Below are 25,417 nucleotides of genomic sequence, written 5' to 3' on the forward strand. Positions count from 1 at the left end.
CTTGACCAATGGCCAACCTGTCAGTGATGTGTCCGAACAGGTGTCAGCCATGTCCCCGGACTAAACACTTGTCCCGGGCATCCACGTTCTAGGTACCGCAGGCAAGACGTGGATGGCCGGGACAAGCCCGGCCATGACGATGTGGAAGCATCGACGCGCTAGAACTCAGACATCACGCCGCGCGCACGGTGTCCAAGAACCTGCTCACCTCGATCTTCAGCCGGCTGCTGTCGTTCGACAGCGACTGCGCCGCGGAGAGCACCTGCGAGGAGGCCGAGCCCGTCTCGGTCGCGCCCTGGCGCACGCTGCTGATGTTGGCGCTCACCTGCGTGGTGCCGGCAGCGGCATTCTGGACGTTGCGCGAGATCTCGCCGGTCGCGGCGCCCTGCTCTTCCACGGCGGCAGCGATGGTGGAGGAGATCTCGGACAGCCGCTCGATGGTGCCGCCGATGGTCTTGATGGCGCCGACCGAATCCTCCGTCGCAACCTGGATGCTGGAAATCTGCTGACCAATGTCGCCGGTGGCCTTCGCGGTCTGCTCGGCCAGCGCCTTCACTTCCGAGGCGACCACCGCAAAGCCGCGCCCGGCTTCGCCGGCACGCGCGGCCTCGATGGTGGCGTTCAGCGCCAGCAAATTGGTCTGACCCGCGATGGCGCTGATGAGCTCGACCACGTCGCCGATGCGCGCAGCCGCCTTCGACAATTCGCTGACGCGGTCGTTGGTCTGCCCGGCCTGGCTGACGGCTTCGCCGGCCATGCGCGCGGAGGCCTGCACCTGGCGGCTGATCTCGTGGACGGAGGCGGTCAGCTCCTCCGCCGCGGAGGCCACCGACTGCACGTTGGTCGCGGCCTCTTCGGAGGCCGCCTCGACCAGCGTGGCAAGCTCGGTCGAGCGGCTGGCGGTGGTGGTCAGCGAGGTCGCCGACGCCTCGAGCTCGTTGGCGGCAGACGACACGGTCTCGACGATCTCGCCGATCGCGCCTTCGAAATCGTCGGCCATCCTGATCATGTCGGCGCGGCGGCGCTCGGCGGCAAGCTTGTCCTGCCTGATCTTCTCTTCCGCCTCTTCCTGCGCCTTCCGCTCGGCATTGACCTTGAACGTCTCGACGGCCTGCGCGATCTCGCCGATCTCGTCGGGACGGCCGAGCCCGGGCAGCACGATGGCGAAATTGCCGTTGGCGAGCTCGATCATCGCCGCGCGCATGGCCGACAGCGGCTTGGAAACCGAGCGGCCGATGAAGATCCCGAGGCCGAGCACGGCGGATGCGATCAGCGCGATCGCAACGCCGATCCACCATTGGATGCTGTCGCGCTGGGCATCGTTCAGCCGGTCGGCTTCGGCGCGGATCTGGTCGACCGCTTGCGACACCTGCTCGATGACGGGCTCGACCGCGGAGAAGGCCTCCGACATCGCCTTGAGTTCGATTCCCAGAGCCAGCGCGGTCTCCATCCAGGCGAAGAAGTCACGCTGGTAATCGGCGAGCTTCTGGCGCAACTCGGCCTTCGCATCGCCGGGAATGGAGGGCTCGTCGAGGCCCGTCACAAACTCGGCCGCGCGCTTCTTCATGTCGTCGCCGTATCTGGCGTCGCGACGCAGCATGAAGTCCTTCTCGTGCCTTCGCATCATCAGCATGGTCACCTTGAGCGACGGATTCCGGAGCTCGCCGACCTTGGTCTCGATGTCGTGGACCGAGGCCCGCAAGCGGCCTTCGAGACCGGACTTTTCATCGAGCCCGAGCCGCTGTCTCTGCTCGACCACCGCGGCGAAACGGGTCTGATAGGTCTTCAGCGATGCGGTCATCGCGTCGATCCTCGCGACCAGCTCGGGCTTGCCGAGCCCTGAAATCCTGGCGCGAAGCTTCTCGATATCGAGCGAGACCTGCTGGCTGATCTCGGCCTGGCGCTGCGCCTTGGCCGGTTCGTTGCGCAAGAGGAAGTCCTTCTCGGCGCGGCGTCCCTCGAGCAGCTCGACGGCGATCCTGTTGTTCAGCTCGAAGATGGTGCGCGCCTTCTCGGCGGCGTCGCGATAGAACGCCATCGCGTTCTCGCCGTAGAGATGGATGCCGCCGATCAGGACGACACCGATGACGCCAATGACGCCGATCGCGGTGATCTTGTGGGTGAGACGAAGGGAGAGAAATCGCATCTTGGCTTCAAAAATCGGTTGTGGCTGATGCGAGTATGAAACGTCAGGGCGAGGAAACTACCGTTAATTTACCGGCACGTATAAAATACGTACTTGTGCACGATACCCGTCATACGAGAGGTAACAGACTCCCCACGCCAGGTTTCTACTGGCATGTTATGCACGGTGAGATACACAGGCGCGGACAAAAAAACACGGCGCTCGTGGCGCCGTGCTGTCCTGTCTTCAAACGACGGTGGCGGTCCGGATCAGCTGTAGATCTCGAACAGGCCGGCGCCGCCCTGGCCGCCGCCGATGCACATCGTCACGACGCCCCACTTGGCCTTGCGGCGCGCGCCTTCCTGCAGCAGGTGGCCCGTGAGGCGGGCGCCGGTCATGCCGAAGGGATGGCCGATCGCGATCGAGCCGCCGTTGACGTTGTATTTGGCGGGATCGATGCCGAGCTGGTCGCGGCAGTACAGGCACTGGCTGGCGAAGGCTTCGTTGAGCTCCCACAGGTCGATGTCGTCGACCTTCAGGCCGGTGCGCTTGAGCAGCTTCGGAATTGCGAACACCGGGCCGATGCCCATTTCGTCGGGCTCGCAGCCCGCGGTCGCCCAGGCGACGAAGCGGCCGAGCGGCTTGAGGCCGCGCTTCTCGGCGTCCTTGGCTTCCATCAGCACCACGGCGGCGGCGCCGTCCGAGAGCTGGCTGGCATTGCCGGCGGTGACGAACTTGCCGGGACCCTTCACCGGCTCGAGCTTGGCGAGACCTTCCATCGTGGTCTCGGGCCGGTTGCACTCGTCGCGATCGACGACGTAGTCGACGATGCTCTCCGCCTTGGTCGCCTTGTCGACGACCTTCATCTTGGTCTTCATCGGGACGATCTCGTCCTTGTACTTGCCCGCCTGCTGCGACGCCGCCATGCGGCGCTGCGATTCCAGCGAGAACTCGTCCTGATATTCGCGGCTGAGCTTGTAGCGCTCGGCGACGATGTCGGCGGTGTCGATCATCGCCATGAAGATATCGGGCGCGACCTTGAGCAATTCAGGATCGATCGATTCCTTCGGGGTGCCGCCGCCCGGCATCGAGATGCTCTCGACCCCGCCGGCGACGATGCAGTCGGCGCCGTCCGAGCGGATCGAGTTGGCGGCCATCGCGATCGTCTGCAGTCCCGAGGAGCAGAACCGGTTCACCGATACGCCGGCGGTGGTCTTCGGCAGGCCGGCGAGCAGCGCGGCCTGGCGGCCGATGTTGGGCGCGCCATGGGCGCAATTGCCGAGATAGCAGTCCTCGACATAATCCTTGTCGACGCCGGCGCGCTTCACCGCATGCTGGATGGCGTGGGCCGCGAGCGACATCGGCGGCGTAATGTTGAACCCGCCGCGGCCGGATTTTGCGAGGCCCGTGCGCGCATAGGAAACGATGACGGCTTCACGCATTGTTTTCTCCCTTGTCGAGCGATTTTGAACGGAGCGCTCTTTGAACGAGTTGTCCTGGCGCCATTGGTACACAAAGTTTGGCAGGCGCGGAAAATAAAAACGCCGCCTCCGGTGACGGAGGCGGCGTTGTTCCGCGGGTCGGAATATGTCAGCGTCTCAGAACCTCAGCGCCTTGACCTGCTTGACCTGCGGCAGGGCCTGCACCTTGGCGAGCACCTCCGCCGGGACCGCGCCATCGACCTCGACCAGCGCGATAGCGTCGCCGCCCTGCTCGACGCGGCCGAGATGGAAGGTCGCGATGTTGATCTTGGCGTCGCCCAGCAGGCCAGCGAAACTGCCGATGAAGCCCGGCTTGTCCTCGTTGGTGACATAGATCATCGACTTGCCGAACTCGGCGTCGACGCGGATGCCCTTGATGTCGACCAGGCGCGGCTTGCCGTCGTGATAGACGGTGCCGGAGACCGAGCGCTCCTGGCGTTCGGTCGCGACCGTCACGGTGATCAGGCTCTCATAGTCGCTCTGGGCGGCGCGCACGATCTCGTCCACCACCATGCCGCGCTCCTTGGCAACGACGGGCGCGGACACCACGTTGACCTCGCCCAGCATCGGCCGCAGCAGGCCCGACAGCACGGCGGAGGTGATCGCCTTGATCTTCATCTCGGCGACGTGGCCCTCATAGGTGATCTCGACCTTGAGGATGCCGGTCTCGGTGAGCTGGCCGGCGAACGAGCCGAGCTTCTCGGCGAGCGAGATGAACGGCTTCAGCTTCGGCGCTTCTTCCGCCGTGATCGAGGGGAAGTTGACCGCGTTCGAGATCGCGCCGGTGAGCAGGTAATCCGACATCTGCTCGGCGACCTGGAGCGCGACGTTCTCCTGCGCTTCGGTGGTGGAGGCGCCGAGATGCGGCGTGCAGATCACGTTGGGATGGCCGAACAGCACGTTGGCGTTCGCGGGCTCCTCGACGAAGACGTCGAACGCGGCGCCGGCAATGTGCTTGGAATTGAGTGCATCGACCACCGCCTGCTCGTCGACGAGACCGCCGCGCGCGCAGTTGATCAGGCGCACGCCCTTCTTCATCTTGGCGATTGCGGCAGCGTCGATGATGTTCTTCGTCTTCTCGGTCAGCGGCGTGTGCAGCGTGATGAAATCGGCGCGCTTGAGCAGGTCGTCGAGCTCGACCTTCTCGACGCCGATGTCCTTGGCGCGCTCCGGCGACAGGAACGGATCGAACGCGATCACCTTCATGCGCAGGCCGAGTGCGCGGTCGGCGACGATCGAGCCGATGTTGCCGCAGCCGACGACGCCGAGCACCTTGCCGGTGATCTCGACGCCCATGAAGCGATTCTTCTCCCACTTGCCGGCCTGGGTCGAGGCGTCGGCCTGCGGGATTTCGCGCGCGAGCGCCAGCATCAGGGTGACGGCATGCTCGGCGGTCGTGATCGAATTGCCGAACGGCGTGTTCATCACGATGATGCCCTTGGCCGTGGCGGCGGGGATCTCGACATTGTCGACGCCGATGCCGGCGCGGCCGATCACCTTGAGGTTGGTCGCCTTGTCGAGAATCTTTGCGGTCGCCTTCGTCGCGGAGCGGATCGCAAGGCCGTCGTAATTGCCGATGATCTCGGCGAGCTTGTCCTTGTCCTTGCCGAGATTGGGCTGGAAGTCGACCTCGACGCCGCGATCTTTGAAGATCTGCACGGCAGCGGGCGAGAGCGCGTCGGAAATGAGAACTTTGGGTTTGGTCATGGGATGTGTCCTTCACACCCTCCCCTGGAGGGGGAGGGTCGGCGCGAAGCGCCGGGGTGGGGTGAAGCTGTGAATTCGAAATTCGCCAGTGCGCCGTGTGGAGAGATCACCCCACCCCGCCGCACCTGACGGTGCGTCGACCCTCCCCCTCCAGGGGAGGGTCAGAACTCAGGCCGCCTTGGCGAGCGTGGCCTTGGTCTCGGCAAAAGCCCAGTCGATCCACTGCGTCAGCAGCTCGACGTCCTTGGCCTCGACGGTGGCGCCGCACCAGATGCGCAGGCCGGCCGGCGCATCGCGATAATACGCGAAGTCGTAGCCGGCGCCTTCCTTCTCCACCAGCGCCACCAGCTTCTTGGAGAAGTCGGCTTGCGCATCCTCGGACAGCGAGGTGATGGCGGGATCGGTGAACTTCAGGCACACCGAGGTGTTGGAGCGGATCGAAGCGTCCTTGGCGAGGAAGTCGATCCAGGGCGTCTTCGCCTTCCAGTCGGCGAGCACCTTGGTGTTGGCGTCGGCACGCGCGATCAGCGCCTTGAGGCCGCCGATCGACTTGGCCCAGTTCAGCGCGTCGAGATAATCCTCGACGCAGAGCATCGACGGCGTATTGATGGTCTCGCCGACGAAGATGCCTTCATTGATCTTGCCGCCCTTGGTCATGCGGAAGATCTTCGGCAGCGGCCAGGCCGGCTTGTAGGTTTCCAGCCGTTCCACCGCACGGGGCGACAGGATCAGCATGCCGTGCGCGGCTTCGCCGCCGAGCGCCTTCTGCCAGGAGAAGGTGACGACATCGAGCTTGGCCCAGTCCAGCGGCTGCGCAAACGCGGCCGAGGTCGCATCGCAGATGGTCAGGCCTTCGCGGGCAGAGCTGATCCAGTCGGCGTTCGGCACGCGCACGCCCGACGTGGTGCCGTTCCAGGTGAAGACGACGTCGCTCCTGGGATCGACCTTGGCGAGGTCGGGGATCTCACCATAGGCTGCGTTGAGCTTGGTGACGTCCTTGAGCTTCAATTCCTTGACGATGTCGCTGACCCAGCCCTCGCCGAAGGATTCCCAGGCGAGCGTGGTGACGGGGCGCGCACCGAGCAGCGACCACAGCGCCATCTCGACCGCGCCGGTATCGGAGGCCGGCACGATGCCGATGCGATAATCGGCGGGCACCTCGAGCACTTCGCGCGTCAGATCGATCGCGAGCTTGAGCTTGGTCTTGCCGACCTTCGCGCGATGCGACCGGCCGAGCGCTGCGTCCTTGAGATTTTGGGCGTTCCAGCCGGGGCGCTTGGCGCAGGGGCCGGAGGAGAAATGCGGCACGTTCGGCCGCGAAGCGGGCTTCGCTACAGTCATAATATCTACCCTTCCAGATAGTCAGCCTCCCGTTGGGGGGAGGTGTCCCGCCGCGGCTGATACGGGAAACAGGAAGAGTCGTCAAGGAAGTTCCGGCGTCTCACGGCGGCGTGATGGTGCTTCCGGTGCGATATCAGGGGATTCGACGACCGCGAGCGCATTCAGCAAGTCCGTGGCCTCGCTGATCAATTGCGCGGCTCTGCGACGGCTGCCGACTTTCAAAATGCACTTGTCATTGGCCTGCACGACGTAATCGTTGCCGACCTTGATCATTGAATAGCTTGTCATCGAAATCCCCGAACCGACAGAGCCCGGTGTCTGACGCTGCCTAGCACCGTTCGTTCCCGGATCAACGTGAACGACGGCTGGGTAGTTTATCAGCTGTTAATATGAACAAGCGCGCGATCCGAATTCGCTGATCGCGCAAGGCTCGCGAGGAGCTGCCTCAAAAGCGGACAGTCATACCGACGTGGCTCGCTGCGAATCCGAGTCGCTTGTAGAAGCGCTGCGCATCGACGCGGCTCGCATGCGTCAGCAGCTCGACGAGATTGCAGCCGCGTGCCTTCGCTTCCGCGATCGCCCATTGCACCAACCGCTCGCCGATGCCGCGGCTGCGACAATCAGTGGCAACGCGAACGTCTTCGAGCAGGCCGCGCACGCCGCCTTGCGAGCTGATGCCCGGCAGGATCGCGAGTTGCAGGCAGCCGACCACCCTGCCCTCGCTCTCGGCGACCACGAGCGTGAGATTCGGATCGCGCTCGACCCGCGCGAAGGCATCGTAGTAGGCGGCAGGCAACGGATCCTCGACCCGTTCGCGCGCGCGGCCGAGATGATCGTCGGCGAGCATCGCCACGATCGCTGGAACGTCGTCGCGGCGCGCGCGGCGAATGGAGACGGATTCGGCGTTCATGTCAGACAACTCCAACCTCAGCGCGCCGGCGGCAGGCCGAGAAACGCTTCGACCTCGCCAATCCAGCGGCGAAGCGAAGCGTACCGGCCGAGATCGAAGCCGCCCTCATGCGCCACGCGGGTATAGGCGAGCAGCGAGACGTCGGCGAGCGAAACCTCTTCACCGGCGAAGAAGCGGGAGGCCAAAAGATGCTGCTCCATGCGGTCGAGCGCCGCATAGCCGCGCTTGACCTTTTCGGGGTCGAGCTCGGATGCGTCCTTGCCGAGATAAACGAGGAGGAAGCGACACACCGCGATATAGGGCTCGTGGCTGTACTGTTCCCAGAACAGCCATTCGTCCATCTTGGCCGCCATGAAGGCGTCGCGCGGGACGAGCGCGCTGTCGCGGGCGAGATAGCGGATGATGGCATTGGACTGCGCCAGCGTGCGGCCGTCGCCGAATGCGACGGTGGGCACCTGGCCGGCGCCGTTCATCTCAAGGAATTGCGGCGTGCGCGTCTCGCCCTTGCGCGTGTCGATCTCGATCCATTGGTAGGGCAATGCGAGCTTGTCGCAGACCCACTTCACCTTCAGGCAATTGCCGGAATTGCTGTCGCCGTAGATCTTCATCGCTGCCGCCCCGCGTTGCAGCGACAGAGCATCAGGACGGCGCGGAGCTGTCAACCGCGGCGTGCGCGGCTGCGTCAGAACTTGTAGCCGAGGCCGGCGCGGACGGTGTTGATACTGGTGTCGACCTGGGAAGTGAAGCGAATGTATTCCCACTCGGCGCGCATGAAGAGACCGCCGACGAGATTGACGTCCACGCCCAGGCCCCCGCTGTAGCCGTAGATCAGATGATTGTGCTGCGCCTCGCTCGCGGAAACCGGCCCCAGAAGAACGCCGGCAGGCGTCACGAAATCCTGAGCGCTCACCGTGCGGACGATATCGGCATTGCCGAGCGCGAGCCCGCCGAACACGTAGGGCAGGAAGCATCCCCATGCATAACCGGCCCGGCCGCGAAACGTTGCCATGTCCTTGATCGCGATCGAAGCCGTCGAGCTCGCCGTCACCGTGTGCACGTTGCCGTCGGACAGCGTATTGCTGCGAGCTTCGCTGGCAGTGGTCGATCCGCCGAACTTACCGTGCAGGTAACTGGCCTCCAGGCCGATCACGACATCGTCCCATTGGGCATTGTAGCCCACGAAAGCACCATATCCGCTGCTGCGCTGAGAGGCCTTTCCGAGGCCGAGATTCCATTGCGAGACCTGCATCTCCTGCTCGATCAGGGTGTCTGCGAGCAGCGCCGCCATCATATTGCTGGTCGACCCGTTGAAATTCTCATCGGACGAGCCGTAGCCACCCTGCCCGCCGACATAGAAGCCTTGCCAGTTGACGCTGGACCTGGTGAGACCGTCGGTGAAGCTGCCGCGCAGGATGGGAAGATCGGGCATATCGGCCGCATGCGCGGCAGACACCGTCCCCAACATCGCCGCCGCCAACAAAAGGCCACGCATCGCAACGCTCCATCGAACTCGAACTTTCATCCGTGATCATGGCTCGTTAACCTTAACCAATGGTTGCGTCGGCCGCCTTCATCGCTACTCGCCATGAAAAATACGCAAAGCAAAACGGCGCGGGATGATCCCGCGCCGTTAAGAAGTCCTAACCGATCGAAGTGTCGATCAGCCCTTGGTGACAAGCGGCGGCGGCGGCATGTAGGCCGGCGCGCTGTCGAGATTCCAGCGCACGCCGAGCTTCAGGTCGTGCGAGGTGATATCCTTGAACTTGAAGACGTTGCCCGTGGTCCCACCGGTGTAGTCCGACAGGACACCGGTTTGTCCGGGGCCCAGGTCGACATAGCTGTAGGCGAGTTCGAGGACGAGATTGGGATTGACCTTATAGGCAAGACCGGCATGGGCCGCCCAGGCGAAATTCCACTTCGAGCCGGTCGGCGCGCTCGCGAAGCTGGTATTTCCGACGGCGAGGTTGTTGATGCCCGTGTCGGTGAAGTTCGCGATCGAAACGCGTGCACCGCCGACGCCGGCGCCGATGAACGGCGTGATGCACCACCAGGTGCCCAGATCAACGTACGCGTTGGCCAAGACCAGCCATTCGGACTTGCTTGCGCTGTAATTGTCGATGCCGCTGTACGGCACGCCGCCTGCGGTCCCGGTGAAACGATCGGTGCCCTTGAAATTCGAATTGCCGCGATACTGCCCGGTCACGTCGGCACGGAACCAATTGTTGAACCGGTAGCCGACGCCGACGCCGTAGATGCCGGCCGCATCGAACGAAGTCTTCTGGTCAAACGAGGTAAGCTGCGAGTAGGCCGACTCGCGGCCGTAGTGCAGGTCGCTCGTCTTCTGATTGCTGAAGCCGATATCGCCGCGCAGATACCAGCCACCGAAGTCGGCGGGCGGGGCGGGCGGCGCGTACATGGGAGGGGGAGCGGCGATCGGCATATCGGCAGCAAACGCCATCGACGAGATCAGGGTTGCCGCACCCGCGGCAAGGAGAGACTTAACGCTACGCATTGGCTTCGTCCTTTTGGCCGGTGAGGCAAATACACAGGCCTCACGTTCTGGAAACTCACGGAGCGGACGATGCCAGCAAATGTTTAAGCGCCACTTAACCCTAATTTTTAAGGTTGATTTTTCCTGACTGCTCGCGCGCATGGACGCGAAGCGTTGCAAAATTGCAGCGCCTCGCGCCGCAATTGCTAACGATGTGTGAAAGTGCGGTGCGGCGAGAGAGGAAACGTTAACGCGCGTGCCGCGGCAGTTTTGGCAGGAACACCGCAATCAGGCCGATCGCCGGCAGCCAGGCGCAGACCTGGTAGACGAACTCGATCGAGGTGTGGTCGGCGAGCTTGCCGAGCACGGCGGCGCCCAGGCCCCCGATGCCGAAGGCGACGCCGAAGAACACGCCGGAGATCATGCCGAATCTGTGCGGCACCAGTTCCTGCGCGAACACGATGATCGACGACGTCGTCGAGGAGATGATCAGGCCGATGATGACGCTGAGCACCGCGCTCGCATAGAGCCCGGCAAAGGGCAGCGCCAGCGTGAACGGCAGCGCGCCCAGGATCGAGATCCAGATCACGATCTTGCGGCCGAAGCGATCGCCCAGCGGTCCGCCGAGAAACGCGCCGACCGCGTTCGCCGCGAGGAAGATGAAGAGATACATCTGAGCTCCCTGCGTCGACACGCCGAAGCGGTCGATCAGGTAGAAGATGTAGTAGCTCGACAGGCTCGAGACGTAGAGCTGCTTCGAGAACAGCAGCGCCACCAGCACGAGCAGCGCGACGGCGACGCGGCGCGAGCTCGGCGCGTCGGGATGGGCTTGCACCGCCGCCGTCTTCTTCGCCTTGATCTGCGGCGCGTACCAGCGGCCGATGCGCCAGAGGATGAGGATCGCGAGGAACGCGATCGAGGAGAACCAGGCGATGCTGCCCTGCCCGAACGGCACCACGATCAGCGCCGCCAGCACCGGCCCCATCGAGGTGCCGAAACTGCCGCCGAGCTGGAACACCGATTGCGCAAAACCGTAGCGGCCGCCGGAGGCGAGCCGCGCGATGCGCGCGGATTCGGGGTGAAACACCGCCGAGCCGAGGCCGACGAATGCGGCCGCGACGAGGATGACGAGATATTGGTGCGCGGCGCTGAGCAGCAGCAGGCCGAAGAAGGTCGAGGCCATGCCGATCGACAGCGAATAGGGCTGCGCCTTCTTGTCGGTGTAGTGCCCGACCACCGGCTGCAGCAGCGAGGCCGTGAACTGGAAGGCGAGCGTGATCATGCCGATCTGTGCGAAGTCGAGCGCGTAGGTGTCCTTCAGGATCGGATACACCGAGGCGATCAGCGACTGCATGGTGTCGTTGAGGAAGTGCGAGAAGCTGATGCCGGCGAGCACGACATAGGCCGGCCCCGCCGCTTTGGCGGCGGATGCCACGTCAGCGACGACGACGGGCTCGGTCAGCGTTTCCTCGGAGACGACGACAGGCTTGTTCAATGCAGCGGTCCCGGCAGGCGCGGCGAACCGCCGCATCCGCTCATTACGATGCAAGCGGCGATGGAACCACCGTCAATCGCAAATGGCTGGAATGCGCGGGTCTTACCCTCCCCGCGAGTCCGATATCGCAGGGTGGGCAAAGGCGCCCTTGCGCCGTGCCCACCATCTTTTCGATACGGTGCCAGAAGCGTGGGCACGCTGCCGCTTTGCCCACCTTACGATACTGCCCGTGGGGTGAGATCACCCACCCGCTCGTGCTTGAAAGACCTTACGCCGCAGCCTGCCCGAGCGCGGAGACGATGATGTCGACGACGTCCTCGACCAGGACGCGGTCTTCGCCCTCGCCCATGACGCGGATCACAGGCTCGGTGCCGGAGGAGCGGATCAACAGGCGGCCGTGGCCGTTGAGCCGTCTCTCGCCGTCGGAGATCGCCGATTTGACGTCGGAATCGTCGAGCGGCTTGCCGCCCTTGTGGCGGACGTTCTTGAGGATCTGCGGCAGCGGATCGAAGCGGTGGCAGACCTCGGACACGGGCCGGCGCAGCTTCTGCACCACCGCGAGCACTTGCAGCGCAGCGACAAAACCGTCGCCGGTGGTGGCGTAGTCGGACAGGATGATGTGACCCGACTGCTCGCCGCCGAGATTGTAGCCGCCATTCAGCATCTGCTCGAGCACGTAGCGGTCGCCGACCGGCGTGCGCACCAGATCGAGCCCCTGCCCTTTCAGGAAGCGCTCGAGCCCGAGATTGGACATCACGGTGGCGACGATGCCGGGACGCGACAGGCGGCCGTCTTCCTTCCAGCTCTGCGCGATCACCGCGAGCAACTGGTCGCCGTCGACCACATGACCGCGCTCGTCGACCAGGATGACGCGATCGGCGTCGCCGTCGAGCGCGATGCCGATGTCGGCGCGCATCTCGCGCACCTTCCGCGACAGTGCTTCCGGCGAGGTCGAGCCGCAATCCTTGTTGATGTTGAAGCCGTCGGGCTCGACGCCGATCGGCACGACGTCGGCGCCCAACTCCCACAGCGCTTCGGGCACCACCTTGTAGGCGGCGCCGTTGGCGCAATCGATCACGACGCGCAGGCCGTCGAGCGAGAGGTCTCGCGGCAACGTGCGCTTGGCGAATTCGATGTAGCGGTCATGCACGCCGTCGATGCGGCGGGCGCGGCCGAGGCTCGCGCTCTGTGCCAGCCGCTTGTCGATGGGCTCGTCGAGCAGCTGCTCGATCTGCCGCTCGACGTCGTCGGAGAGCTTGAAGCCCTGCGGGCCGAACAGCTTGATGCCGTTGTCCTCGAACAGATTGTGCGAGGCCGAGATCATGACGCCGAGATCGGCGCGCATCGACTTGGTCAGCATCGCAACCGCCGGCGTCGGCATCGGGCCGACCAGCAGCACGTCCATGCCGACCGAGGTGAAGCCGGCGACCATCGCGTATTCGATCATGTAGCCGGACAAGCGGGTGTCCTTGCCGATCACGACCCGGTGGCGGTGGTCACCGCGCTGAAACGCAAGGCCTGCGGCCTGGCCGACCTTGAGGGCGAGCTCCGGCGTGATCAGTCCGTTGGCGCGGCCCCGAATCCCGTCCGTCCCGAAATATTTGCGACTCATATCGTCCCCCAAGCAACAACCAGGGGATCCCCTTGACAACCACGGGCTGCCCGAACGGGACCCGCATCCCTGATTTGCTAGGCGTGTTATAATGCCTGTGAGGCTAACTTGGCTTCAAAAAATATGATGAATCATTACGGAACCGGGGCGCCGCCGTACCGACAACGTCTTGTTAACATTATATTTCCGGCCCATGGCGTCGAAACAGGGTGGAACCCGTTTAATCGCTGCGCTTCACGTGGCCATCGCCGCGGCTCGGCGCCGGCTGGGTGACGTTGACGGGATCGGAGCCCGGAAAGGTCTCTTCCAGACCCTCTTCCAGGGCTTCCTCGAGATCACGCTTCTCCTTGATCTCTTCCGGCGAAGGTCCAGCGTGCGGCTTCGTCATGGCGCCCTCCTGCAAAACGGTCTGCAAACGGATTTGGCTGTGCATCCAACCATGCTAGATGACCCCGAAATCTTCCGATGCAAGACTCTTGGTACAAGACGGGCCGGGGAACGATCATGAAACATATCACCTGTATCGACGATCTTCGCACGCTGCATAAGCGCCGCGTGCCGAAGGCGTTCTTCGACTATTGCGACCGCGGCTCCTATGCCGAGGAGACGCTGCGCGCCAACCGCGAGGATATGCAGGCGATCAAGTTCCGCCAGCGCATCCTGGTCGATGTCTCCAAGCGCGACACTTCGACCACGATTCTCGGCGAGCCCTCGACCATGCCGCTGATGCTCGCCCCCGTCGGGCTGCTCGGCATGCAGCATGGCGACGGCGAAATTTATGCCTGCCGCGCCGCGCAGGCCGCCGGTATCCCGTTCACGCAATCGACCATGTCGATCTGCTCGATCGAGGACATCGCCGCCAATGTCGAGAAGCCGTTCTGGTTCCAGCTCTACGTCATGAAGGACCGCGGCTTCATCAAGGAATTGATCCAGCGCGCGATCGCGGCCAAGTGCAGCGCGCTGGTGCTCACCGTGGACCTCCAGGTCATCGGCCAGCGCCACGCCGACATCAAGAACGGCATGACCGTGCCCCCCGAATGGTCGCTGTCGAAGCTGCTGGATTTCGCCAGCAAGCCCAGCTGGGTCTCCGGCGTGCTGCAGGGCAAGCGCCGCACCTTCGGCAACATCGCCGGCCACGTGAAGAACACCGAGGATCTCAATCGCCTCGCCGAATGGACGGCCTCGCAGTTCGACACCTCGCTGAACTGGAAGGACGTCGAGTGGGTCCGCAGCATCTGGCCGGGCAAGCTGGTCATCAAGGGCATCCTCGACGTCGAGGATGCCGAGGAAGCCGCCAAGACCGGCGCGCAGGCGCTCGTCGTCTCCAACCATGGCGGCCGGCAGCTCGACGGTGCACCGTCATCGATCGAGGTGCTGCCGGAGATCGCCGATGCGGTCGGTGACAGGATGGAGATCATGTTCGACGGCGGCATCCGCTCCGGCCAGGACGTGATGCGCGCGCTCGCGCTCGGCGCAAAGTCCTGCATGCTCGGCCGCGCTTATGCCTACGGCCTGGGTGCCGGCGGCCAGGCCGGCGTCGCCAAGGCGATCGACATCATCCAGAAGGAGCTGCTCACCACCATGGGCCTGTGCGGCGTCAACCGGATCGACGAGATCGACGATCATGTCATCGCGATGTGAAAGGCATGCCGGGACGCGGCAGCAACAACGGCTGTCGTCCCGGACAAGCGCAGCGCTCGACAACGCGTAGCGTTGTCGGGAGCGGAGCGCTGATCCGGGACCCATAGCCACAGGAAGGTGTGGTTACGGGACTCGGGGTTACCAATCTTCGCCAAACTCCGCCCTGTGGTTATGGATTCCGGATCTGCGCTTACGCTTGTCCGGGATGACACCGAGAATGCATCGGCGACTCTAGCCTCACATCGGTGGCGTAACTCCATCGCGCCCGACATTGACGCGGTTGGCCTCCAGCGAGCCGTCGTCCTTCTTCGCCGCGCCGAAGATGATCAGCTTGGCGCCCGGCTTCACTTCCGACTTGTCCGTGGCGATGAAGGTGACGATTGGCGTGTCCGGCGGCACCACGACCTTCTTCTCGCCGTCCTTGTATTTGACCGTGATGTTCTGGCCGTCGGTGCCTTTCACCGTCTGCACCACGGTGGCATTGGTCATGGTCGAATTGGCACGCGCGTCCCAGGGACGAAAACCCTCGGCCGCGCCGCGCTGGTTCTCCGGGAAGATATGCACCGCGATCGCCTTCTGCGTGCCGTCCGGTTCAGGCATGCCGGTGACGCCGATATAGGAGCCTTCCTTGATTTCCGACAGCTCCGTCTTCACCACGGCGAAGACGGCGACGTTGTCGGTCATGCGCACCTTCACGTCGCTGCCTTCGCGCGTCTTGATGCCGAGCATGTTGCCGTCGACACTTTCGATGGTGCCGCGGATGCGGACCGTCGGCGCCTGCTGCGCCGAGGCCGCGAACGAAGCGAGAGCGAGGACCGCTGCGAGCAGGCCGGATTTCATCGTCGAAGTCAGCATGATCCGGTCCTTTCTCACATCGGCGGCGTCAGGCCGTCACGGCCGACGCTGACGCGGTTGGTCTCGAACGAGCCGTCCGGCAGTTGCTTCATGAAGGCGATGACTTTGGCGCCGGCCTTGAGGTCGGATTTGTCGCCGGGCACGAAGGTCACCACCGGCGTGTTGTCGGCGACGAACACCTTCTTCTCGCCGTCCTTGTACTTGACCAGCAGCGTATGGCCGTCATTGCCGACCACGCTCTCCGACACCGTGGCGTTGGTCATGCTCGAATTCGGCTTGAGGTCATAGGGCCGCGAGCCCTCGCCGGTGCCGCGCATGCTCTCCGGAAACACGTGGACCTCGACCGCATTCTGGCCGCCGTCCGGTCCGGGCACCGTGGTGGCGCCGACGAAGGAGCCGACCTTGATGTCGGCGAGTGAAATTTTGGTAATCCCCGATACGTTCACGTCGGGAGCGATGCGCAGCTTGACGTCCTCGCCGCTGCGCGACTTGACCTGCATCGTGTCACCATTGACGCTTTCGATCGTGCCGCGCACGCGCGTCGGCACCGGTGCCCTCTGCGCGTAGGCATAGAGGGTGGAAGCGGCCACCATCGCGACGGCGATCAGCGGACGTGTGAAAGTTGCACGTTGAACAGACATGACGGTCTCCGATTGTCCCACGGATGGAGAACTCCGGACGACGCGCGCTATTCTCTCAAGTCTTTGTGAGATCGGCCTCGACCAGCGCCCGCAGCTCGGCCGTGACCTCCGGCCGCCGGCCGAACCACAGCTCGAAGCCGCGCACCGCCTGGTGCAGCAGCATGCCGAGCCCGTCTGCCGTCTTCAGGCCGCGCGCCGTTGCGGCGGCGAGCAGCGGCGTCACCAGCGGCACATAGACGAGGTCGGCGACCACCGCCGCCTGCGGCAGGCGCGCGACATCAACATCGAGTGAGGGCTGGCCGTGCATGCCGAGCGAGGTCGTGTTCACGAGAAGTTTTGCGCGCGGCAGCACGTCGTCGATCCCGTCCCACGTCACGGGATGCACGTTCGGCCCGAACTGTCTTGCCAGCGTCTCGGCCCGCGCGATGGTGCGATTGGCCAGATGGATGCGCTTGATCCCACGCTCGAGCAGACCGAACACGACCGCCCGCGAGGAGCCGCCGGCGCCGAGCACCAGCGCCTCCTCGGCGGCATCCCAGCCGGGCGCGCTGGCATCGAGATTGCCGATGAAACCTTCGACGTCGGTGTTGGTCGAGCGCAGCTCGCCGTCGGCAAACCACAGCGTGTTCGCCGCGCCGACGGCCTTGGCGCGGGCATCGGGCGCCGACAGCGCCAGCACGCCCTCCTTGTGCGGGATCGTGACGTTGGCCCCGACGAAGCCGCGCAGCGACAGCCGCAGCACGAAATCCCTGAGATCCTCGGGCGGAACCGCTTCGATGACATAGCCGCCGGCAATGCCGAGCGTGCGCAGCCAGTAATGATGGATCAGCGGCGAGCGCGAATGCGCGGCCGGCCATCCGATCAGACAGGCTGCAGGAGCTTTGGGCGCGGTCATCTTTTCCTCGGGTCGTATTCCCGAGGCGATCCATTTCGCGTCCCGTGGGGCCTGTCAAGCGTGCGGACGTCGCTAGTCCGCCGCTGCCTCCTCGCCCGCAGAGCCCTTGATGTCGGCAATCGCGCGATCGAGGCTCTGGCGATAGCGCGCCCGCGGCGGCGTCACGCCATGGGTGAGCAGCGCGCGGCGGACCGCGGGCGAGGCGCCGGTGATGAACAGCCGGATGCCCTGGCGGTGCGCCTTGGCGGCGACGCGGCCCAGCACGTTGGCCGCCGTCGAATCCAGGAACGGCACCGCGGCGAAATCGACCACGAAGGCCTTGCGCTTGTCGGCGACCTCGTCGAGCACGCCTCCGATGGCGGAGGCCGCGCCGAAGAAGAACGCGCCGGTGATGCGATAGACCAGCACGTCGCGATCGACCGCAAGCGCAGGATCGTAGCGAACGCGCTCGCCGTTGCCGTCGTCGGGACGATCGCCGGCGACCAGAGGCGAGCGTTCCTCGATGCCCGTCATCTCCGCCATGCGATGGATGAACAGCACGGCGCCGAGCGCAAAGCCGACCAGGATGCCTTCGGTCAGATCGCGGAAGATCGTCAGCAGGAAGGTCGCAAGCAGCACGACGGCGTCGCCCCACGACGAACGCAGGAGCGTGGCGAATTCGTGCTTCTCCGCCATGGTCCAGGCCACCACGACCAGCACCGAGGCGAGCGCGGCCAGCGGAATGTAGCTTGCGAGCGGCGCCGCGATCAGCATGAACAGCAGCAGGAACACGGAGTGCAGCATGCCTGCCAACGGCCCGCGCGCGCCGGCGCGGATGTTGGTCGCGGTGCGCGCGATCAGGCCGGTGACGCAGATGCCGCCGAACAGCGCCGCTCCGATATTGGCCGCGCCTTGCGCCACCAGCTCGCAATTGGAGCGGTGACGGCGCCCGGTCATGCCGTCGGCCACCACCGCCGACAGCAGCGATTCGATGGCGGCAAGCAGCGCGAATGAGATCGCATCCGGTAGCACGGCGGTCGCCTTCGCAACCGAGAACGCCGGCAGCACCGGCGAGGGCAATTCGCGCGGAATGCCGCCGAAGCGCGACCCGATGGTTTCCACCGGCAGCGACAGCGCGGCACACGCAACGGCGGCGAGCACGACCGCGATCAGGATGCCGGGCCAGGACGGCCGCCAGATCCGCAAGGCCGCGATGATGGCGATGCTGATGATTGCGACCGCCACGGCGGATGGATTGATGGTGTTGAGACCGCCGGCGAGCGCGACCAGCTTTGGAACGAACTCGCTGGGCTCTTTCCCCGCAAGCGTGATGCCGCCGAGATCGCGGAGCTGGCTGGCGAAGATGATCACGGCGATGCCAGCGGTGAATCCGACCGTCACCGGATAGGGAATGAACTTGATGTAGGTGCCGACCCGGAGCAGGCCCGCGGCGATCAGGAATACGCCCGCCATCAGGGTGGCGAGGATGACGCCATCGACGCCGTGACGTTCCGCGGTCGCCGCGACCAATACGATGAAGGCGCCGGCGGGTCCGCCGATCTGGAACCGGCTGCCGCCGAGCAGCGAGGCGATGAAGCCGCCGACGACGGCGGTGTAGAGACCGCGGTCCGGCGTCACGCCCGAGGCGATCGCGATCGCCATCGACAGCGGTAGCGCCACGATCGCAACCGTCAGGCCCGCGAAGACGTCGGCGCGGAAGTCCGCGACGCCGTAGCCTTCACGCCAGACGGTGACGAGCTTTGGCAGATACAGTTCGGCAAAGGTCGGCTGACGCAGCTGGTGCAGCCGGCTTGCGTGATCGCTTGTGATGCTCATGCTCCGCTGCCCCACAATGCTCCACTGCATCGTGCGGCCGCGATTCGGACGCGACGGTGCGTTGGTTCAGTCTGCTCCGGGCATGACCCGCAAGATCACGCCCCCACCCGACGCGGCGGCCCGGGCTCCTTCAGGCGGACGCCACGCCCGCCGCTGTCGCTGCGGACCTGCTCGCCGATCAGCTCGACACCGGCCCGGTCGAACGCCTCGACCACCTTGATCAGGGTCTCGACCACGCCACGCACATTGCCGGTGCTGGCCTCCATCCGCTGGATGGTCGGCAGCGAAACGCCGGCGAGCTCGGCCAGGGTTTTCTGGTCAATGCCCAGCAGCGCGCGGGCTGCCCGCATCTGGAACGACGTGATCACCTTGGCCTCACTTACCAGAACTTATAAATGATATCTGAGACGTGTACAATGATGTAAAATACATCATCGGTGGGCAAGCGCAAGGGGGCTTGCGCCTATCGCCTCCGTCATCGCGAGGAGCTCTTGCGACGAAGCAATCCAGGCTCCCTGCGCAGAGACAGTCTGGATTGCTTCGCTACGCCCGCAATGACGAGTGGAGAGAGGGCGCGGCCTGAATGAAGCGCCGCACCCGTGGGGACAGCCCTCACCCCAACCCTCTCCCCGTAAGGACGGGGAGAGGGTGTGAGAGAGTGCGGTCCCTGACTAAGCCAGCTTGATCAAGCCGCGTGTTGATGCGCGGCGATGATCTGATCGGCGGCGCGGCCCGTGACTTCGGCCATGTGGTCGAACTGGCGGGTGAAGCTGCCGGCGCCGGCAGTGGCCGAGCGCAGCTCCACGATCAGTTCGCCGATCTCGGCTTCCGGCATCATGGCGCGAACGCAGTCCCAGCCGCCCCAGCCGTCACGCGTGTCGAAGCCGAGGATCTGGCCTCGCCGCGCCGACAGGATCGCGTTGATCTTGGCGGTGGCGTCGGTCGGACAGACGATCTCGACCACGTGGATCGGCTCCAGCAGCACTGACTGACAATGCGGCAGGCCCTCGTTGAGTCCGATCCGCGCGGCCGTGCGGAAGGCGAGATCGGAAGAGTCGACGCTGTGATAGGAGCCGTCGGTCAGCGTCACCTGCAAATCGGTGACGGGGAAACCGAGCGGACCTCGCGTCAATCCGTCGACGACGCCTTCTTCCACCGCGCCGATGTAGTTGCGCGGCACGGCGCCACCAACGACCTTCTCGGCGAACTTGAAGCCCTCGCCGCGCGGCAAGGGCCTGATGTCGAGCACGACGTCGCCGAACTGGCCGTGGCCGCCGGACTGCTTCTTGTGGCGGCCGCGCTGGACGATCGGCTTGCGGATGGTCTCCTGATAGCCGATGGCGGGTGGATGCGATGTGATCTTGACGCCGAAGCGGTCGCGCAACCGCTCGCCTGCGACGCGCAAGTGCATCTCGCCCTGTCCCCACAGCACGGTGTCGTGGGTCTGGGCGTTCATCACGATGACGAGCGACGGATCCTCCTCGTGCAGCCGCGTCAGCGCCTGGCCGAGCTTGACGTCGTCCTTGCGGTCGGTGGCCGCAACCGAGATCGCGAGCACCGGTGGCGTCGGCTCCGAGACCGCGAGCGCCGCAGGCGGGGTCTTGCCGCTCGAGACCGTGTCGCCGGTCTTGACCGGATCGAGCTTGGCGAGCGCCACCGTGTCGCCGGCTTCGGCAGCGGCACGCTTGGTGTCGTAGGCGCCGTTGACGGCGAGGATGCCGGAGATGCGGCCCGCTCCTCCGGAAGCGGATTGCAGCGTGGCGCCGTCGTCGAGATGGCCGGCGAGCAGCCGCGTCAATGACAGTTTGCCGCCATGCTGCGAATGCAGCGTCTTGAACACGAAGCCGAGCGCGTCCCTGGTCTCGGGAACGCCGAGACGTTTTGCGGTCTCCGCTATTCCCGGCGCCTCGTGACGCAGCGCCTTCATCAGGCGCAGCACGCCGTTTTCGCGCGCGGCTGCCCCTAACAGCACAGGGCAGATCACCCCTTCGCGCAATTCGCGGGCGAGATCGTCGAACACGGCATCACGCGGCGGCTGGATGTCTTCGAGCAGCTGCTCCATCAGTGCGTCGTCGTGATCGGCGAGCTTCTCCAGCATCGAGAAGCGGGCTTCCTTCTCGCGATCGAGATTGCCGCCTTCGAGCGCGACCACCTCGGAGGCCTTGTGCTCACGATAAATGAAGGCGCGTTCCAGCGCGAGATCGACGAAGCCCTCGATCAGCTCGTCCTTCCAGATCGGGATCTGGCGCAGCACCAGCGGCACGCGGGAGGCGGGCTGCAGCATTGCGAGCGACTCGCGGATGCGCTGGCTCGCGCGGTCGATCTTGTTGAGGAACAGGAAACGCGGGATCTTCAGCTCCTCCAGCTCGCGCAGGATGATCTGAAGCTGCGGCAGCTTCTTCTCGTCGGCCTCGCAGACCACGATCGCGGCATCGACCGCGGGCAGCGCGGCGCGCATGTCGTGGGCAAACTCGACGGAACCGGGACAATCGAGGAAAGTGTAGCTGTCGCCCATGAAACTCGTGGTGGCGGCAGTGAGCCCGACGGTCATCTTGTGATGACGGGCCTCGGGCGCAGCGTCGCCGACGGAAGTTCCGGCGTCGACACTGCCGGCACGCGGGATTGCGCCCGTTCGCGCCAGTATTGCTTCGAGAAGTGTGGTTTTACCGCTTTGGAAAGGGCCCACCAGCGCGATGCACCGTGGACCTCGGGGACTTCTGACGTCTTGTCCCATTCGCCGCCTCCTTGGTGTGGAGCTCGGCCCATGATTGGGTCGGCAATCGCGGATGCTCTGCCCGTCCCCGAGATTTGGCAAGCATCAAACGTCGCTGCGGTGCGTCGTCGATTAGACCAAGTCTTAACAGTGGTGTTCCACCTCTTCCCGCTGGGAAGAGGTGGAGCAGCACCACCCGCCCGGCGCGCGATCAACGGCCCGGACGAAGTTCCAGGCTCTCGAGGCCGGCGGCAATGTTGAGGCCAACCTGGCCCTGCACGCTGAGCGGCTGGAGCGCGATCGAATTGTTGGAGCCGCCGACCAGCACGTTACCCCCCAAGCCGACACCGACCGAGGCGCTGCCCTGCGCACCGGCATAATTGCCGGAGAGGTCGCCGGGGCCGAGCCGGTCGACCGGCGCGAACACGCCCCACGCCAAAGCCGTCTCCTGGGTGATGCCGATGTCGAGACCGACTTTGCGGATGGTTGCGACGTAACGATCGTCGGGCAGACCGTCGGCGCGCAGCACGCAGCCGAGATGGGTCACCGATCCCACGATGAAGCCGACGCTGGCGCCGCCGCGGCATTCGAGCACGCCGACCCGCGCCATCCGCTGCTGCGCACTGCCGCTCACGCTGGAGGCAACGAGGCTGGCGGCGGCGAGCCCGGCGAAGATGAACGAACGGCGCATGAAATGTCTCCGGCGATGAAGTGATGCGAGCAGAGAAGGCGCACTGCACGCTGCGCGATGGTCTATGCCACAAGTGCGTTGTGGGTGCCAGATCGCAGGCGGTTAGAATCGAGCTTGTGGAGAGAGCCCCTCACCCCACCCTCTCAGGGCGAGCTTTGCTCGTCCCGCCCCCGTGAGAACGGGGCGAGGGAGTGAGAGAGCGGCGCGCCCCTCGCTCAAAGCCAATCAAACTTCAATCGCGCGTGGCGGGCGTCCTAACCTCTCCCCGCTCTTCAGCGGGGAGAGGTCGGATCACATCGCAGATGTGATCCGGGTGAGGGGCATGGCAAAATGTCGGCCAGATCAATCGTCCATCCAACTCCACTTATCGAACACGCATAAAAAAGGCCCGCACGAAGCGGGCCTTTTCAATTCTCGTTGCGACGGTCTCAGCGCAGATTACCGCAGAAGCGCTGGATACGCTTGCAGGCATCTTCGAGGTCCGAGGTCTTGGTCGCGTAGGAGATGCGGAACGCCGGGCCGAGGCCGAAGGCCGAACCCTGCACCACCGCGACGCCTTCGGTCTCAAGGAGCTCGGTGACGAAAGTCTCGTCATTGTCGATCACCTTGCCCGACGGCGCGGTCTTGCCGATCGTGCCGGCGCAGGACGGATAGACGTAGAAGGCGCCCTCGGGACGCGGGCATTCGATCCCCTTGGCCTGGTTGAGCATGGAGACGACGAGGTCGCGCCGCTCCTTGAACACCTTGTTGTTGGCGGGGATGAAGTCCTGCGGACCGTTCAGAGCTTCCACCGCGGCCCATTGCGCGATCGAGGACGGGTTCGAGGTCGACTGCGACTGGATGGTCGACATCGCCTTGATCAGCTGCGCGGGACCGCCGGCATAGCCGATGCGCCAGCCGGTCATGCAATAGGCCTTCGACACGCCGTTCACGGTGAGCGTGCGGTCGTAGAGTTTCGGCTCGACCTGCGCGACCGTGGTGAACTGGAAGTCGTCATAGACGAGATGCTCGTACATGTCGTCGGTCATCACCCACACATGGGGATGCTTCACCAGCACGTCGGTGAGCGCCTTCAGTTCCGAACGCGTGTAGGCGGCTCCCGTCGGGTTCGACGGCGAGCACAGGATCACCCATTTGGTCTTCGGCGTGATCGCGCGCTCGAGCGCCTCGGCCTGGAGCTTGAAGCCGGTCGCGGCGGTGCAGACCACCGGCACCGGCTCGCCGCCGGCGAGTGCCACCATCTCAGGATAGCTGACCCAGTACGGCGCGGGAATGATCACCTCGTCGCCCGGATTGATGGTCGCCATCAGCGCGTTGTACAGCACCTGCTTGCCGCCGGTGCCGACGATGATCTGGTTCGGCTTGTAGGCAACGCCGTTCTCGCGCTGGAATTTCGCGATGATCGCGTCCTTCAGCTCGGGAATGCCGTCGACCGCGGTGTACTTGGTCTTGCCGGCCTCGATGGCGCGGATCGCGGCCAGCTTGATGTTGGCGGGCGTGTCGAAGTCGGGCTCGCCGGCACCGAGGCCGATGACGTTGCGGCCCGCCGCTTTCAGCGCGCGTGCTTTATCCGTGACCGCGATGGTCGCGGACGGCTTCACACGGTCGAGCGCAGCGGCAAGGAAGGACATCGTCATCTCCTGACAAGCGTCGAAAAGCCCTGGGCCTCACGACTCTGATTGTGGGAATGAGATACCCTAAAACGTGTGCCGCTGCGCCGCAAGAAACTTCGGCCCGATCTCGGAAAAACTTACGGATTTGGAGTGGTTCAAGCAACGATTCCAAGCAATTTTCCGCAACTTTACCGCGCGAATCGCTCATATCCCGGAAAGCTTGTCCTCGGAGCAATTTTGCGTGTTGCGTGCTCAAGCTCCGTCATGGCCGGGCATAGCCGCCCGAAGGACGGCGTCGCTCTCCGCTCGCCTGTGTCCCGGCCATCCACGCCTCACCGCGGCACGACGAACGTGGATGCCCGGGGACAAGCCCGGGCATGACGGCACACTGGATTGCACTGGATTGATGACAGCGCTCTTCCCCAATCGCTCGCCCTGCGCACGATCGCGCGAGCCAAGCGCTCGCATGCTGACGCAAGCGTGATCTGATTTGCATCGTCGCGCGGAAATGATCTTTCGCGGCGTTGCAGTGCGGTAGGGATTTCGAGTTTTTCTATTGGCCGGCCCTTGCGGCGGATTCGCATCGGCATCATTGTTTAGCCGCCTCGCGCGGCAACGAGCGACGCGCGTCCCCGTCTTCCGGAATCATTCTCAGAATGTACAAGCTCTATTCGATGCAACGCTCGGGCAACAGCTACAAGGTCCGCCTTGCGCTGGCGCTGCTCAACGTGCCTTACGAAGCGATCGAGGTGGACATTCTTCGCGGCGAGAGCCGCACGCCGGACTTTCTGTCCAAGAACCCGTCGGGACAGGTGCCGCTGCTCGAGGTCGGCGACGACCGCTTTCTCGCGGAGTCCAACGCCATCCTCTGGTACGTCGCCGTCGGCACGCCACTCGCGCCGGAGAACCGCATCGACCGCGCCGAGGCGCTGCAATGGATGTTCTTCGAGCAGCACGCGCTGGAGCCGAACATCGGCGCCGCCTATTTCTGGCTATCATTGGTCAAGGGCGGCCGCGACCTCCAGACCCATTCGCTGGAGGACTGGATGGAGCGCGGCTATGGCGCGCTCCAGGTGATGGAGAACCACCTCAAGACCAACGCCTATTTCGCCGCGCGCCAGCTCACGGTCGCCGACATCGCATTGTACGGCTACACCCACCTCGCCGACCGCTGCGACTTCGACCTCCAGGCCTTCCCGGCGATCCGCGACTGGCTGAAGCGGGTGGAAGCGGCGCCAGGCTTCGTGTCGATGGACTGGCGGCCGGCCGACGTCGACGACCCCGCCAGCATTGCCGCCGGCGCCTGAGCGCGCGCCCTGCGCTCTGGCGAATAGCGGGTACAAGGGCAACACTCGCCGCAATCCCGCCATTTTCCGCGCGATAGCCGCCGC

General features: G+C 64.8%; 22 protein-coding genes. 2 read left to right on the forward strand and 20 right to left on the reverse strand.

The annotated features are described in order from the left end of the window. Positions 1-172: 172 nt before the first annotated feature. From XI03_RS17795 to XI03_RS17850, 12 genes are all read right to left on the reverse strand, one after another. Complete coding sequence (locus tag XI03_RS17795; RefSeq protein ID WP_271592822.1) at positions 173-2,146, reverse strand: methyl-accepting chemotaxis protein; 1,974 nt, start codon at positions 2,144-2,146, stop codon at positions 173-175. Between the two features lie 248 nt (positions 2,147-2,394). After that, on the reverse strand, positions 2,395-3,567 hold the full coding sequence (locus XI03_RS17800) for a thiolase family protein (protein WP_028140513.1): 1,173 nt from the start codon (positions 3,565-3,567) through the stop codon (positions 2,395-2,397). Between the two features lie 156 nt (positions 3,568-3,723). Continuing rightward, entirely contained in the window at positions 3,724-5,313 is a 1,590-nt protein-coding gene (serA, locus tag XI03_RS17805; RefSeq protein ID WP_271592823.1) for a phosphoglycerate dehydrogenase, read from the reverse strand. A gap of 168 nt (positions 5,314-5,481) precedes the next feature. Continuing rightward, positions 5,482-6,654, reverse strand: coding sequence for a phosphoserine transaminase (locus XI03_RS17810; protein ID WP_271592824.1), 1,173 nt, complete (start codon positions 6,652-6,654; stop codon positions 5,482-5,484). Positions 6,655-6,735: 81 nt separating this feature from the next. After that, a complete protein-coding gene (locus XI03_RS17815; RefSeq protein ID WP_240536301.1) occupies positions 6,736-6,927 on the reverse strand; it encodes a hypothetical protein in 192 nt (63 codons plus the stop codon). A gap of 172 nt (positions 6,928-7,099) precedes the next feature. Next, positions 7,100-7,564 carry a GNAT family N-acetyltransferase gene (locus XI03_RS17820; RefSeq protein ID WP_271592825.1) on the reverse strand — a complete coding sequence of 155 codons (465 nt, stop codon included), beginning with the start codon at positions 7,562-7,564 and terminating at the stop codon, positions 7,100-7,102. A 17-nt stretch (positions 7,565-7,581) separates the two neighbouring features. Continuing rightward, positions 7,582-8,172, reverse strand: coding sequence for a glutathione S-transferase family protein (locus XI03_RS17825; protein ID WP_271592826.1), 591 nt, complete (start codon positions 8,170-8,172; stop codon positions 7,582-7,584). Between the two features lie 74 nt (positions 8,173-8,246). After that, the gene (locus tag XI03_RS17830; protein ID WP_038947435.1) at positions 8,247-9,056 is read right to left on the reverse strand and encodes an outer membrane protein; all 810 of its coding nucleotides are present in this window, start codon (positions 9,054-9,056) and stop codon (positions 8,247-8,249) included. Positions 9,057-9,224: 168 nt separating this feature from the next. Continuing rightward, the gene (locus XI03_RS17835; protein ID WP_246550245.1) at positions 9,225-10,076 is read right to left on the reverse strand and encodes an outer membrane protein; all 852 of its coding nucleotides are present in this window, start codon (positions 10,074-10,076) and stop codon (positions 9,225-9,227) included. A gap of 226 nt (positions 10,077-10,302) precedes the next feature. Then, positions 10,303-11,550, reverse strand: a complete 1,248-nt coding sequence (locus XI03_RS17840) for an MFS transporter (RefSeq protein WP_271592827.1) — start codon at positions 11,548-11,550, stop codon at positions 10,303-10,305. A 268-nt stretch (positions 11,551-11,818) separates the two neighbouring features. Continuing rightward, complete coding sequence (glmM, locus tag XI03_RS17845; RefSeq protein WP_271592828.1) at positions 11,819-13,162, reverse strand: phosphoglucosamine mutase; 1,344 nt, start codon at positions 13,160-13,162, stop codon at positions 11,819-11,821. Between the two features lie 220 nt (positions 13,163-13,382). Beyond that, on the reverse strand, positions 13,383-13,550 hold the full coding sequence (locus XI03_RS17850; protein ID WP_162832259.1) for a hypothetical protein: 168 nt from the start codon (positions 13,548-13,550) through the stop codon (positions 13,383-13,385). Between the two features lie 116 nt (positions 13,551-13,666). Here XI03_RS17850 and XI03_RS17855 point away from each other — a divergent pair, with 116 nt between their 5' ends. Beyond that, a complete protein-coding gene (locus XI03_RS17855) occupies positions 13,667-14,803 on the forward strand; it encodes an alpha-hydroxy acid oxidase (RefSeq protein ID WP_028140522.1) in 1,137 nt (378 codons plus the stop codon). A 237-nt stretch (positions 14,804-15,040) separates the two neighbouring features. Here XI03_RS17855 and XI03_RS17860 read toward each other — a convergent pair whose 3' ends face one another. The 8 genes from XI03_RS17860 to XI03_RS17895 form a co-directional block, all read right to left on the reverse strand. After that, entirely contained in the window at positions 15,041-15,643 is a 603-nt protein-coding gene (locus XI03_RS17860) for a hypothetical protein (protein WP_442869723.1), read from the reverse strand. Positions 15,644-15,672: 29 nt separating this feature from the next. Next, positions 15,673-16,299, reverse strand: coding sequence for a hypothetical protein (locus XI03_RS17865; protein ID WP_018318290.1), 627 nt, complete (start codon positions 16,297-16,299; stop codon positions 15,673-15,675). Between the two features lie 55 nt (positions 16,300-16,354). Beyond that, entirely contained in the window at positions 16,355-17,194 is an 840-nt protein-coding gene (locus tag XI03_RS17870; protein ID WP_028140524.1) for a shikimate dehydrogenase, read from the reverse strand. Between the two features lie 72 nt (positions 17,195-17,266). After that, positions 17,267-19,009 carry a SulP family inorganic anion transporter gene (locus tag XI03_RS17875; RefSeq protein ID WP_271592830.1) on the reverse strand — a complete coding sequence of 581 codons (1,743 nt, stop codon included), beginning with the start codon at positions 19,007-19,009 and terminating at the stop codon, positions 17,267-17,269. Between the two features lie 95 nt (positions 19,010-19,104). Next, entirely contained in the window at positions 19,105-19,377 is a 273-nt protein-coding gene (locus tag XI03_RS17880) for a helix-turn-helix domain-containing protein (RefSeq protein WP_026201995.1), read from the reverse strand. Positions 19,378-19,694: 317 nt separating this feature from the next. Further along, on the reverse strand, positions 19,695-21,743 hold the full coding sequence (locus XI03_RS17885) for an elongation factor G (protein WP_095424835.1): 2,049 nt from the start codon (positions 21,741-21,743) through the stop codon (positions 19,695-19,697). Positions 21,744-21,933: 190 nt separating this feature from the next. After that, the gene (locus XI03_RS17890; protein WP_028140527.1) at positions 21,934-22,413 is read right to left on the reverse strand and encodes a DUF992 domain-containing protein; all 480 of its coding nucleotides are present in this window, start codon (positions 22,411-22,413) and stop codon (positions 21,934-21,936) included. A gap of 428 nt (positions 22,414-22,841) precedes the next feature. Next, positions 22,842-24,044 (reverse strand): pyridoxal phosphate-dependent aminotransferase, encoded by a 1,203-nt coding sequence (locus XI03_RS17895; protein WP_026201996.1) that lies wholly within the window; start codon positions 24,042-24,044, stop codon positions 22,842-22,844. 638 nt (positions 24,045-24,682) lie between these two features. Between XI03_RS17895 and XI03_RS17900 the strand changes: the two genes are divergently transcribed. Further along, positions 24,683-25,333 (forward strand): glutathione S-transferase family protein, encoded by a 651-nt coding sequence (locus tag XI03_RS17900; RefSeq protein ID WP_028140528.1) that lies wholly within the window; start codon positions 24,683-24,685, stop codon positions 25,331-25,333. Positions 25,334-25,417 lie beyond the last annotated feature (84 nt).

The organism is Bradyrhizobium sp. CCBAU 65884 (assembly GCF_028128835.1).
In the GTDB taxonomy this organism is placed as follows: domain Bacteria; phylum Pseudomonadota; class Alphaproteobacteria; order Rhizobiales; family Xanthobacteraceae; genus Bradyrhizobium; species Bradyrhizobium ottawaense.